Annotated in this window: 10 protein-coding genes; 4 read left to right on the top strand and 6 right to left on the bottom strand. The window is 62.1% G+C overall.

Annotated elements, in window-relative coordinates; all coding sequences use genetic code 11:
* Positions 1–7: 7 nt before the first annotated feature.
* The 6 genes from era to lptF all read right to left on the bottom strand — a co-directional run bounded on the left by era (position 8) and on the right by lptF (position 6,808).
* On the bottom strand, positions 8–910 hold the full coding sequence (gene era, locus ACMGG8_RS29240; protein ID WP_019094760.1) for a GTPase Era: 903 nt from the start codon (positions 908–910) through the stop codon (positions 8–10).
* Complete coding sequence (gene rnc / locus ACMGG8_RS29245; RefSeq protein ID WP_011059421.1) at positions 903–1,592, bottom strand: ribonuclease III; 690 nt, start codon at positions 1,590–1,592, stop codon at positions 903–905. Before rnc ends, era begins: the two co-directional genes overlap by 8 nt.
* Positions 1,593–1,807: 215 nt before the next feature.
* On the bottom strand, positions 1,808–2,662 hold the full coding sequence (gene lepB / locus ACMGG8_RS29250; protein WP_060837668.1) for a signal peptidase I: 855 nt from the start codon (positions 2,660–2,662) through the stop codon (positions 1,808–1,810).
* Positions 2,663–2,667: 5 nt separating this feature from the next.
* Positions 2,668–4,467 (bottom strand): translation elongation factor 4, encoded by a 1,800-nt coding sequence (lepA, locus tag ACMGG8_RS29255; RefSeq protein ID WP_060837667.1) that lies wholly within the window; start codon positions 4,465–4,467, stop codon positions 2,668–2,670.
* Between the two features lie 168 nt (positions 4,468–4,635).
* Positions 4,636–5,697 carry an LPS export ABC transporter permease LptG gene (lptG, locus tag ACMGG8_RS29260; protein ID WP_060837666.1) on the bottom strand — a complete coding sequence of 354 codons (1,062 nt, stop codon included), beginning with the start codon at positions 5,695–5,697 and terminating at the stop codon, positions 4,636–4,638.
* The gene (gene lptF, locus ACMGG8_RS29265; RefSeq protein WP_060837665.1) at positions 5,690–6,808 is read right to left on the bottom strand and encodes an LPS export ABC transporter permease LptF; all 1,119 of its coding nucleotides are present in this window, start codon (positions 6,806–6,808) and stop codon (positions 5,690–5,692) included. Before lptF ends, lptG begins: the two co-directional genes overlap by 8 nt.
* 306 nt (positions 6,809–7,114) lie before the next feature.
* Between lptF and ACMGG8_RS29270 the strand changes: the two genes are divergently transcribed.
* The 4 genes from ACMGG8_RS29270 to ACMGG8_RS29285 all read left to right on the top strand — a co-directional run bounded on the left by ACMGG8_RS29270 (position 7,115) and on the right by ACMGG8_RS29285 (position 12,547).
* Positions 7,115–8,605: a leucyl aminopeptidase gene (locus ACMGG8_RS29270; protein ID WP_060837664.1), complete on the top strand. Its 1,491-nt coding sequence runs from the start codon at positions 7,115–7,117 to the stop codon at positions 8,603–8,605.
* A 60-nt stretch (positions 8,606–8,665) separates the two neighbouring features.
* Positions 8,666–9,094 (top strand): DNA polymerase III subunit chi, encoded by a 429-nt coding sequence (locus tag ACMGG8_RS29275; protein WP_060837663.1) that lies wholly within the window; start codon positions 8,666–8,668, stop codon positions 9,092–9,094.
* A 7-nt stretch (positions 9,095–9,101) separates the two neighbouring features.
* The gene (locus tag ACMGG8_RS29280) at positions 9,102–9,581 is read left to right on the top strand and encodes a DNA polymerase III subunit chi (RefSeq protein WP_414158866.1); all 480 of its coding nucleotides are present in this window, start codon (positions 9,102–9,104) and stop codon (positions 9,579–9,581) included.
* A 119-nt stretch (positions 9,582–9,700) separates the two neighbouring features.
* Positions 9,701–12,547 (top strand): valine--tRNA ligase, encoded by a 2,847-nt coding sequence (locus ACMGG8_RS29285; RefSeq protein ID WP_414158867.1) that lies wholly within the window; start codon positions 9,701–9,703, stop codon positions 12,545–12,547.
* Positions 12,548–12,608 lie beyond the last annotated feature (61 nt).

Raw genomic sequence — 12,608 nt, forward strand, 5'->3', positions numbered from 1 at the left:
AAAGGTCTCAGAGGTCGCCGTAGCCCAGGGAACGCAAGGCGCGCTCGTCATCGGACCAGCCACCCTTGACCTTGACCCAGAGGTTGAGCATGACCTTGGAGTCGAACAGCAGCTCCATGTCCTTGCGCGCTTCCATGCCGATGCGCTTGATCCGCTCACCCTTGTCGCCAATGATGATTTTCTTCTGCCCATCGCGCTCGACAAGGATCAAGGCGTGGATATGCAGGGTCTTGCCCTGCTGCTTGAACTCTTCGATTTCCACGGTGATCTGATACGGCAGCTCGGCACCCAGCTGGCGCATGATCTTCTCGCGCACCAGCTCGGCGGCAAGAAAGCGGCTGCTGCGGTCGGTGATCTGGTCTTCCGGGAAGAAGTGATCGTTCTCCGGCAGGTGCTTGGCGATCAAGCCTTCCAGGGCTTCGAGGTTATGCCCCTGCTGCGCGGAGACCGGCACGATCTCGGCATTCGGCAGTTGCTCCTGCAGCCAGGTCAGGTGCGGCATCAGCTCGGCCTTGTCCTCGATGCGGTCGGTCTTGTTGATCGCCAGGATCACCGGCCCCTGCACGTACTGCACGCGCTCAAGGACCAGTTGGTCCTCGTCGGTCCACTTGGTGCGGTCGACCACGAAGATCACCACGTCGACGTCTTTTAAGGCCGCCGAAGCGGTCTTGTTCATGTAGCGGTTCAGCGCCTTCTCGTTGCTCTTGTGCATGCCGGGGGTGTCGACGTAGATCGCCTGGATGGCGCCTTCGGTCTTGATCCCGAGCATGTTGTGACGAGTGGTCTGGGGCTTGCGCGAGGTGATCGCCAGCTTCTGGCCGAGGATGTGGTTGAGCAGCGTCGACTTGCCCACGTTGGGGCGGCCGACGATGGCGACATAGCCACAGCGTGTTGCGGTTGAATCAGTCATGGCCATTCTCCACGCCCAGGGCAATCAGTGCTGCAGCGGCCGCTACCTGTTCGGCAATACGACGGCTCACACCCTGACCTCGGCTTTTTTCATTCAATAAGGTGACTTCACATTCAACGAAGAATGTCCGGCAGTGCGGCTCGCCCTGGATATCCACCACTTCGTAGCGCGGCAGTTCGCAGGCACGGGACTGGAGGAACTCCTGCAGCCGGGTCTTGGGGTCCTTGTTGGTGTCCACCAGGGTCAGGCTCTCGAACTCCGAGGCCAGCCAGGACAGTACGCGGTCGCGGGCGGTTTCCATGCCGGCGTCCAGGTAGATCGCACCAATCAGGGCTTCCAGGGCATCGGCCAGGATCGATTCACGACGGAAACCGCCGCTCTTCAATTCGCCGGAACCCAGGCGCAGGTATTCGCCCAGGTCGAAACCGCGGGCCAGTACCGCCAGTGTTTCACCTTTCACCAGGCGCGCGCGCAAACGCGACAGCTGGCCTTCACGGGCCTGGGGGAAGCGCTCGAACAACGCCTCGCCGGCCACGAAGTTGAGAATGGCGTCACCGAGAAACTCCAGGCGCTCGTTGTTGCGCCCGGCAAAGCTGCGGTGAGTGAGGGCCAGGAGCATCAGTTCCTGGTCCTTGAAGGAATAGCCGAGCTGACGCTCGAGACGGCTCAAAGAAACGCTCACGGTTTACCCACACTGATTTCGTTGCCGAAACTCGCCATCCTAGGGGCCGCGCACGAAGTGCGGGTGGCAATTAACGCTGTGTTCAAATCCACATCCTGAATATCGTTGACTGCATGCTTCTGGCGATAAGGCTGTTACGGATGACCCGAAGGCGCGCCGTTTTATACAAGAGCCAGAAAAGCATTCGGCGCTGTGTTCAACAGCGCCGTGTGTGATTACTTGATCAGGCCAACCCGCGAGAAATTCGGCAGGTGGCTGAGTTTCGGTTCGGGCCAGCTCATCCAGACTGCGAAGGCCTTGCCGACGATATTCTTGTCGGGAACCATGCCCAGCAGGTCTTTGGGAATACTCGGATCGTCCCAGTAGCGACTGTCGTTGGAGTTGTCGCGGTTGTCGCCCATCATGAAGTAGTGCCCGGCGGGTACCACCCAACGACCGTCCGGAGTGGCCCGATAGCGGCTCATTTCCTTGCGGATCAAGTGCTCGGCGGCACCGAGTTTCTCCTTGTACAGCTCAGCGCTGCCCAGGGTGCCGGGCTCAGCGCCGACCAACTGCTCCGCCACCGGCTGGCCGTTGACGAACAGATGCTTGTCGCTGGTGTAGCGCACTTCATCCCCCGGCAGGCCCACTACACGCTTGATGTAGTTGACGTTGGGGTCGCTTGGGTAGCGGAACACCATCACATCGCCGCGTTGTGGATCACCGATCTCGATGACTTTCTTGTCGATCACCGGCAAGCGAATCCCGTAGGAGAACTTGTTCACCAGGATGAAGTCGCCGACATCCAGGGTCGGTTTCATCGAGCCCGACGGAATCTGGAACGGTTCCACCAGGAACGAACGCAGCACCAGGACAATGAACAACACCGGAAAGAACGACTTGCCGTATTCAACCAGCAGCGGTTCCTTGTTCAGCTTCTCGACCACCAGCCCATCCGGCTGGCTGACGCTGCCCTGATAGTTGGCGATGGCCGCGCGTCGACGCGGTGCGAGAAACACCAGATCGAGCAACGCCAAGAAACCGCATACGAAGACAGCGATGACCAGCAACAGCGGGAAATTTAGTGACATAGGACCTAACTATCCAACCTGAGCACGGCAAGGAAGGCTTCTTGTGGAATTTCCACGTTGCCCACTTGCTTCATGCGTTTCTTACCGGCCTTCTGCTTTTCCAACAGCTTGCGCTTACGGCTGACGTCGCCGCCGTAGCATTTGGCCAGTACGTTCTTTCTGAGGGCCTTGACGGTTGTCCGCGCCACAATCTGCCCGCCGATGGCGGCCTGGATTGCCACGTCAAACATCTGCCGAGGAATCAGATCTTTCATCTTCTCGGTCAACGCACGCCCTTTGTAGTGGGCGTTGTCACGGTGCACGATCAATGCCAGGGCATCGACCTTGTCGCCGTTGATCAATACATCCAGCTTGACCAGATTAGCTGACTGGTAGCGATCGAAGTGGTAATCCAGCGACGCGTAGCCGCGGCTGGTGGACTTCAGGCGATCGAAGAAATCCAGTACCACTTCGTTCATCGGCAGATCGTAGGTCACCTGGACCTGGCTGCCCAGGAACAGCATGTCATGCTGCACACCGCGTTTCTCGATGCACAGGGTTATGACGTTGCCCAGGTGCTCTTGCGGCACAAGGATATTGGCCCGCACGATCGGCTCGCGCATGTCTTCGATCGACGACAGGTCCGGAAGCTTGGACGGGTTGTCGACATAGATGGTTTCACCGGTCTTGAGCAGCAGCTCGAAGATCACCGTCGGCGCGGTGGTGATCAGGTCCAGGTCGTATTCGCGCTCCAGGCGCTCCTGGATGATCTCCATGTGCAGCATGCCGAGGAACCCGCAACGGAAGCCGAAGCCCAGGGCATCGGAGCTTTCCGGGGTGTACTGCAGCGACGAGTCGTTGAGGGTGAGCTTCTGCAGCGCTTCGCGGAAATCCTCGAAGTCATCGGAGCTGACCGGGAACAGGCCGGCATAGACCTGAGGCTGGATGCGCTTGAAGCCTGGCAGCACTTCCACGTCCGGGGTCGAACTCAAGGTCAGGGTGTCACCCACCGGCGCCCCGTGAATATCCTTGATGCCGGCGATGATGAAGCCCACTTCACCGGCCTTGAGGTCGGCAGTGGCGGTGTGTTTCGGGTTGAATACACCGACGCTGTCCACCAGGTGGATCTTGCCGGTGGACTTGACCAGGATCTTGTCGCCTTTCTTGACCCGGCCGTGACGCACACGCACCAGGGACACGACGCCCAGGTAGTTGTCGAACCAGGAGTCGATGATCAGCGCTTGCAGCGGGTCTTCGATATTGCCGGTCGGCGCCGGAATGGTGGTCACCAGGCGCTCGAGCACCTCGTCCACGCCCAGGCCGGTCTTGGCGCTGCAGGTCACGGCGTCGGTGGCATCGATACCGATGATCTTCTCGATCTCTTCCTTGACCCGCTCCGGATCGGCCTGTGGCAGGTCGATCTTGTTCAGCACCGGCATCACTTCCAGGCCCTGCTCGATGGCGGTGTAGCAGTTGGCTACCGACTGGGCTTCAACGCCCTGGCCGGCATCCACCACCAGCAGCGCACCTTCACAGGCCGCCAGGGAGCGACTGACTTCATAGGTGAAGTCCACGTGGCCCGGGGTATCGATGAAGTTCAGCTGGTAGGTAATGCCATCTTTGGCTTTGTAATAGAGGGTGACGCTGTGGGCCTTGATGGTGATCCCGCGCTCACGCTCAAGGTCCATGGAGTCCAGAACCTGGGCTTCCATTTCGCGCTCGGCCAGGCCGCCGCACATCTGGATGAAGCGATCGGCCAGAGTCGACTTGCCATGGTCAATGTGGGCGATGATGGAGAAATTGCGGATATGACTCAAATCACTCACGGATGAACACTCAAAAAGGCTGCAGGCATGGCCCGCCGAAAAATAGCCGGGAATTGTACCTGATACTCGGCACGAGCGTCACGCTCGCCTGTCAGCGTTTGTCAAATGCAAAAACGCCCCGATCCAGAGACCGGGGCGTTGCGCTTAAAACCTGGCGGAACCGCTAAATCAACCGGCCCGGCGCAGCAGCCAGAAGCCTGCAATGGCGCAGATGCCTGCCGGCACCAGCACCGCAAACAGCGGAGAGAAGCCAAAAACCAGGCTCGAAGGCCCCAGCAGGTCCTGGGCGATGCGGAAAGTGAACCCCACCAGCACGCCGGTGAACACGCGCTGACCGAGGGTCACCGAACGCAGCGGGCCGAAGATGAAGGAAATCGCCATCAATACCAGGGCCGCCGTCACCAGGGGCTGCAGGACCTTGACCCAGAACGCCAGCCAGTAGCGACCGTTGTTCAGCCCCTGATCCGCCAGGTAATGGATGTAGCCCCACAAGCCAGTGATCGACAGGGACTCCGGCGCCATCACCACGGTGCTCAGCAGTTGCGGGCTCAGGGCCACGTCCCAGCGCTCGTCGGGCGCGCTGATGACTTCGGTGTGACCTTCACGGAAATAGGTGGTGGTGACATCCGTCAACTGCCAGTAGTTCTCGTGGAAGCGCGCCTGGCGGGCGAAGCTCGACGACAGCATGTGGTGATTGTCATCGAAGTGGTAGCGGGTCACGCCATACAGCAAGCCATTGGGTTGCACGGCGTTGATGTGGATGAACTCCTCGCCCTGACGGTGCCACAGGCCATGCTTGGAACTCTGGGCATCGCCGGAACCCTGTGCCAGGGCGCGACTGGCCTGGGCCTGGGTCTCGGTGGCCGGCGCCACGTACTCGCCCACCAGCACCCCCACCAGCATCAGCACCAGCATGGGCTTCATGACCGCCCAGACGATACGACCGACGGAGACACCGGCGGCACGCATGATGGTCAGCTCACTGTTGCTGGCCAAAGAGCCCAGGCCGATCAGACAGCCGATCAGGGCCGCCATCGGCAGCATCTCGTACACCCGGCGCGGAGCGGTGAGGACGACGTAGCTCATCACGTCCATCACGGTGTAGGTATCGCTGACGCTGCCCATCTCATCGATGAAGGCAAACAGCGAGGCCAGCCCGAGGATGATCCCCAGGACTGCAAGAATGGCCATGAACACACTGCTACCGATGTAGCGATCGAGCTTAACCACGAGCCATCTCCTTCACGCTGCGACGACTCGCCATTTTCAACCGCATCGGTTCCCAGTACATCAAGCCCAGGCCAATGGCCAGGAACAGCAGGTGAACCCACCACAGCCCCAGGGCAGGCGAGATCTTGCCTTTCTCCAGGGCACCGCGCACCGCGATCAGGATGGTCAGGTACGCCATGTACAGCAGAATGGCCGGGATCAGCTTGAGGAAGCGGCCCTGGCGCGGATTGACCCGGGACAGCGGCACCGCCATCAGGGTCACGATGAAGACCAGCAACGGCAGGGACAGGCGCCATTGCAGTTCGGCGCGGGCCCGCAGGTCGTCCTTGCCGATCAGATCGCGGGTCGGCATGGCGTCGCGATCAGTGACTTCGTCGCTGACGTCCGGACGCTCCAGCAGCACGCCGTAGGTGTCGTACTTGATCACCCGGTAGTTGGCCTCGCCCGGGTTGCCGTCATAGCGGTAGCCGTTCTCCAGGATCAGGTAACGATTGCCGTCGGGCCGGATGTCCTGATGGCCCTTCTCGGCCACCAGCACCGAGATGCCCTGGTCCTTCTTTTCCTGATTCAGGCGTTTTTCGGAGATGAACACCCCGGAAAGATTGGTCCGGTCTTCCGACAACTGCTCGGTGTAAGTCACCCGGCTGCCGTCATTGAGCGCCTGAAAGCGTCCGGCCACCAGGGTGTCGAACTCGGTCAGGGCATCCTGCTTGTTCAGCAGCAACTGGAACTGATTGGCTCCCTGCGGCGCCAGGCTCAGGCTCAGCCACGCCACCACCAGCGCCACCAGGGCCGCCGGAACCATGGTCATGCCCAGCAGGCGCTGCTGGCTCATGCCGGTCGCGGACAACACGGTCATCTCGCTTTCGAGATAAAGCCGGCCATAAGCCAGAAGAATGCCGAGGAACAGCCCCAGCGGCAGGATCAGTTGCAGGAAGCCCGGCAGACGAAAGCCCATGATCAGGAACAGCGAGCCCGGATCCAGAGCACCCGAGGCGGCTTGAGCGAGGAACTTGACGAAGCGCCCGCTCATGATGATGACCAGCAGCACCGCACTCACGGCACTCAGGGTCAGCAGGATTTCGCGGGATAGATAACGAAAGACGATCAAACCAGACACTCCAGGGTTGTCAGGCTAAGGCGGCCGAACAAGCAAACGTATCGAGCCGGCTCCAAATTGCAGAGCCGCCGAAAAAGATGGCGCATTATCCTGTGATTGCGCGCGCCTGTCACGGAGGATGCTCTCCCGGCGCTCTAAAGCGGCGAACTTGGCCGATACGAGGGTTGTCAGCCGCGACCGGCGAGGTTCAAACTGGCGGCTTTGTCGTCGCCAGCACGCGACGCCTTCTTCTATATAGATAAGCCCCGCGCCGGAGTCTTTCCTGCGCTCTTAGACCATTCATTCAGGGACCCGGACATGGAACTGGTTGTAAAAAGCGTTAGCCCGGAAACGTTGAAGACCGCCACCCTGGTGGTCGCCATCGGCGAAGACCGCAAGCTCGGCACCGTCGCCAAGCAACTCGACGAACTCAGCGGCGGCGCCATCAGCGCCGTGCTCAAGCGCGGCGACCTGGCCGGCAAGGTCGGCCAGAGCCTACTGCTGCACGGCGTGGCCAAGCTCAAGGCCGAACGCGTGCTGCTGGTCGGCACCGGCAAGGATGGCGAACTGGGCGACCGCCCGTTCCGTAAGCTCATCAGTGGCGTACTGAGCACGCTCAAGGGCCTGGGCGGCAGTGACGCCGTGCTGGCTCTGGACGAAGTCGTGGTCAAGGGCCGCGACAGCTACGGCAAGACCCGCCTGCTGGCCGAAACCCTGGTGGACGGTGGCTATGTCTTCGACCGCTACAAGAGCCAGAAGGCCGAACCTCGCGCCCTGAAGAAAATCACCCTGCTGACCATCAAGGCCGCCGAGGCGGAAGTCCAGCGTGGCGTGACCCACGCCCAGGCCATCGCCAAGGGCATGGCCTTCACTCGCGACCTGGGCAACCTGCCGCCGAACGTCTGCCACCCGACCTTCCTCGGCGAACAGGCCAAGGCCCTGGGTAAAGAGTTCAAGGGCCTGAAAGTCGAAGTCCTCGACGAGAAGAAGATCAAGGAACTGGGCATGGGCTCGTTCTATGCCGTGGGCCAGGGCAGCGACCAGCCGCCACGCCTGATCGTCATGCAGTACAACGGCGGCAAGAAGTCCGAGAAGCCATTCGCCCTGGTGGGCAAGGGCATCACCTTCGACACCGGCGGCATCAGCCTCAAGCCCGGCGCCGGCATGGATGAGATGAAATACGACATGGGCGGCGCCGCCAGCGTGTTCGGCACCCTGCGTGCGGTGCTGGAGCTCAAGCTGCCGATCAACCTGGTGTGCATCCTCGCCTGCGCCGAGAACATGCCCAGCGGCGGCGCTTCCCGTCCTGGCGACATCGTCACCACCATGAGCGGCCAGACCGTGGAAATCCTCAACACCGACGCCGAAGGCCGCCTGGTGCTGTGTGACGCCCTGACCTACGCCGAACGCTTCAAGCCTCAGGCCGTGATCGACATCGCCACCCTCACCGGTGCCTGCATCGTGGCCCTGGGCGCCCATACTTCGGGCCTGCTGGGCAACAACGACGAGCTGATCGAGCAGCTGCTCAGCGCCGGCCGGCAAGCCGACGACCGCGCCTGGCAACTGCCGCTGTTCGACGAGTACCAGGAGCAGCTGGACAGCCCGTTCGCCGACATTGCCAACATCGGCGGACCGAAGGCCGGCACCATCACCGCCGCCTGCTTCCTCTCGCGCTTCACCAAGAACCTGAACTGGGCGCACCTGGACATCGCCGGCACCGCCTGGACCAGCGGCGGCAAGGACAAGGGCGCCACCGGCCGTCCGGTTCCCCTGCTGACCCAATACCTGCTGGACCGCGCCAAAGCCTGAAAACCATGACCGCGGAGGGTGTCGCTTGAAGGCGGCGCCCTCTCCGGCTCAGGAACCACAATGACCAAAGTCGACTTTTATATCCTTCCCAGCGCGGACCCCGCGGCGCGCCTGGATTTTGCCTGCAAGCTCACCGACAAGGCCTGGCGCATGGGCCACCGCATCTACCTGCATTGCAGCGATGCCGCGCAACGGGATGAACTCGATGCCCGCCTGTGGCGCTTCAAGGGCGAAACCTTCGTCCCCCACGGCCCGGCGGAAAGCGAACCCGAAGGCTTGATCGTCCTCGGCCTGGGCCAGGACCCCGGCGAACACAACGACCTGCTGGTGAACCTGGACCTGAAAGTACCGGCCTTCGCCCCGCGCTTTGCCCGAATTGCCGAGGTCGTGGTGGAAGACCCGACTATTCGTCAGGCGGCCCGCGAGAGTTTCCGTTTCTATCGCGAACAGGGCTATCCTCTGCAAGATCACCGTTTACAGCGACTCTGAGCACCCGATGGACACTCCCAACCCGCTGCAAAAACCCGCGCACCTGCTGGACGACCTCGAGTCGATCCGTCAACTGCTCGGTGATGACAACCTGCAACCACCGCTGCTGACCGAGACCGTGAGCAGTGAAGTGCAAATCCCCCTGCTGTTCGACATGGTGGGCAGCCAGCAACCGACCACCACCGAAACCGCCCCTGCCGTGCCAGCCAAACCGCAACCTGCGCCGACCCCGGCTCAAGTCGCAGCACCAGCACCAACCCCTGCTGCGCCCCCGGCTCCCGCGCCAACGCCGGCAGCCAAACCCGCAGCCGCCAGCAACAGTGCCGACGCCCTGCTGCATCTGGACACCGAGCTGCGCGCCGCCGCGCAATTGATCATGCAAGACGTGATCGACGACTTCGCCCCACACATCGAAACCGAGATCAAGCGTCGCCTCGACGCCCGCCTGGAACGCCTGCTCGCAGCAACCACCAGCGGCAAACCATAAGCCACACGCAAAAGCCGGGCATGGCCATCTTGTCGCTTGCCGCTTGTGGCTTGCTGCTGCCGCCCTCCGCTATACTTCCCGGCTTTTCCTGAATAAATGCCAATAGGGTCCCGCCGCGCATGGATAAGACCTACCAGCCGCACGCCATTGAAACTTCCTGGTACCAGACCTGGGAGTCCGAGAACTACTTCGCCCCGCAAGGCGCGGGCGACTCCTACACCATCATGATCCCGCCGCCGAACGTCACCGGCAGCCTGCACATGGGCCACGGCTTCAACAACGCGATCATGGACGCCCTGATCCGCTTCCGCCGCATGCAGGGTCGCAACACCCTGTGGCAGCCGGGCACCGACCACGCCGGTATCGCCACCCAGATGCTGGTGGAGCGCCAGATCGAAGCCCAGGGCCAGAATCGTCACGATCTGGGCCGGGAAAAGTTCCTCGAAAAAGTCTGGGAATGGAAGGATCAGTCCGGGGGCAACATCAGCCGCCAGATCCGCCGCCTGGGTTCCTCCGTGGACTGGAGCCGCGAGCGCTTCACCATGGACGACGGTCTCTCGGAAGCGGTCAAGGAAGCCTTCGTGCGCCTGCACGAAGACGGCCTGATCTACCGCGGCAAGCGCCTGGTGAACTGGGACACCAAGCTGCACACGGCGATTTCCGATCTGGAAGTGGAAAACCACGACGAGAAAGGCTTCCTGTGGAACCTCAAGTACCCACTGGCCGACGGCGCCAAGACCGCTGAAGGCAACGACTACCTGATCGTCGCCACCACCCGTCCGGAAACCATGCTCGGCGACTCCGCCGTCGCGGTGAACCCCGAAGACGAGCGCTACAAGGCCCTGATAGGCCAGTTCGTCGAACTGCCCCTGGTCGGCCGGCGCATCCCGATCATCGCCGACGACTACTGCGACCCTGAATTCGGCACCGGCTGCGTGAAGATCACCCCGGCCCACGACTTCAACGACTACGAAGTCGGCAAGCGCCACAACCTGCCGCTGCTGAACATCTTCGACAAGAACGCCGCCGTGTTGCCGGCCTGCCAGGTGTTCAACCTGGACGGCAGCCTCAACGAAACCGTCGACGGCAAGATCCCGGCCGAGTACGTCGGCCTGGACCGCTTCGAAGCGCGCAAGCAGATCGTGGCCGCCTTCGACGCCGCCGGCCTGCTGGTCAGCGTCGACGACCACGCCCTGAAAGTACCGAAGGGCGACCGCTCCGGCACCGTGATCGAGCCGTGGCTCACCGACCAGTGGTACGTCTCCACCAAGCCTCTGGCTGAGCCTGCCATCGCCGCCGTGGAAGACGGCCGCATCGCCTTCGTGCCCAAGCAGTACGAAAACATGTACTTCTCCTGGATGCGCGACATCCAGGACTGGTGCATCAGCCGCCAGCTGTGGTGGGGCCATCGCATTCCGGCCTGGTACGACGAGTCCGGCAAGGTCTATGTCGGCCGCGACGAAGCCGAAGTGCGGGCCAAGCACAACCTAGGTCCGGACGTTGCCCTGCAGCAGGACAACGACGTACTCGACACCTGGTTCAGTTCGGGCCTGTGGACCTTCTCCACCCTGGGCTGGCCGGAGCAGACCGAGTTCCTCAAGACCTTCCACCCGACCGACGTGCTGGTCACCGGCTTCGACATCATTTTCTTCTGGGTCGCCCGGATGATCATGCTCACCATGCACCTGGTGAAGAACGAAGACGGCACGCCGCAGGTTCCGTTCAAGACCGTGTACGTGCACGGCCTGGTCCGCGACGGCCAGGGCCAGAAGATGTCCAAGTCCAAGGGCAACGTCCTCGACCCGCTGGACATCATCGACGGCATCGACCTCGAAACCCTGGTGCAAAAGCGCACCACCGGCCTGATGCAGCCCAAGTTGCAGAAAGCCATCGAGAAGCAGACCCGCGCCGAATTCGCCGACGGCATCGCCAGCTACGGCACCGACGCCCTGCGCTTCACCTTCTGCTCCCTGGCCACCACCGGCCGCGACATCAAGTTCGACATGGGTCGCGTCGAGGGTTACCGCAACTTCTGCAACAAGATCTGGAACGCCGCGCGCTACGTGCTGGACAAGGGCGAGGACTGCGGCCAGAACGGCGAGGCCTACGAGCTGTCCCTGGCGGACCGCTGGATCATCTCGCAACTGCAGCGCACTGAAGCCGAAGTCACCCGTCAGCTCGACCAGTTCCGTTTCGACCTGGCCGCCCAGGCCCTGTACGAGTTCATCTGGAACCAGTACTGCGACTGGTACCTGGAGCTGTCCAAGCCGGTGCTGTGGGACGAGAACTCGCCGGTTGAACGCCAGCGTGGCACCCGTCGCACCCTGGTACGGGTACTGGAAGTTGCCCTGCGCCTGGCGCATCCGTTCATGCCGTTCATCACCGAAGAGATCTGGCAGCGCCTGGCGCCGCTGGCCGGTAGCAACGGCAAGACCATCATGCTGCAACCCTGGCCGGTGGCTAACGAAGCCCGCATCGACCAGGCCGCCGAAGACGACATCGAATGGCTCAAGGGCCTGATGCTCGGCACTCGCAACATTCGCGCGGAAATGAACATCGGTCCGGGCAAGCCCCTGGCCCTGTTCCTGAAGAACGCCGGTGCCGAAGACCAGCGTCGCCTGACCGAGAACGAAGCCTTGCTGAAGAAGCTGGCCAAGCTCGAGTCCATCACCGTACTGGGCGCCGGCGATGAAGCACCGCTGTCCGCAACCGCCCTGGTGGGCGAGATGGAAGTGCTGGTACCGATCGCCGGCCTGATCGACAAGGGCGCGGAACTGGCCCGTCTGGACAAGGAAATCCAACGCCTGCAAGGCGAAGTGCAGCGCGTGGGCGGCAAACTGTCCAACGCGTCCTTCGTCGACAAGGCACCGGCGGAAGTGATCGAGAAGGAACGCGCCAAACTGGCCGAGGCCGAACAGGCCCTGGGCAAGCTGGCGGAACAGCACGCACGGATTTCCAGCCTGTAACGAATATTCGCGCAGTGTGAAAAAGGGAGGCCCATACAGGCCTCCCTTTTTTGTGCGCCTT

The organism is Pseudomonas sp. BNK-45, from assembly GCF_047456255.1.
Taxonomy (GTDB): domain Bacteria; phylum Pseudomonadota; class Gammaproteobacteria; order Pseudomonadales; family Pseudomonadaceae; genus Aquipseudomonas.

Bases quoted from the DNA above. Each gene is read 5' to 3' on its own strand.
- era (WP_019094760.1), bottom strand. From the start codon at position 910: ATGACTGATTCAACCGCAACACGCTGTGGCTATGTCGCCATCGTCGGC.
- lepB (WP_060837668.1), bottom strand. From the start codon at position 2,662: ATGTCACTAAATTTCCCGCTGTTGCTGGTCATCGCTGTCTTCGTATGC.
- ACMGG8_RS29270 (WP_060837664.1), top strand. From the start codon at position 7,115: ATGGAACTGGTTGTAAAAAGCGTTAGCCCGGAAACGTTGAAGACCGCC.
- ACMGG8_RS29275 (WP_060837663.1), top strand. From the start codon at position 8,666: ATGACCAAAGTCGACTTTTATATCCTTCCCAGCGCGGACCCCGCGGCG.
- ACMGG8_RS29280 (WP_414158866.1), top strand. From the start codon at position 9,102: ATGGACACTCCCAACCCGCTGCAAAAACCCGCGCACCTGCTGGACGAC.
- ACMGG8_RS29285 (WP_414158867.1), top strand. From the start codon at position 9,701: ATGGATAAGACCTACCAGCCGCACGCCATTGAAACTTCCTGGTACCAG.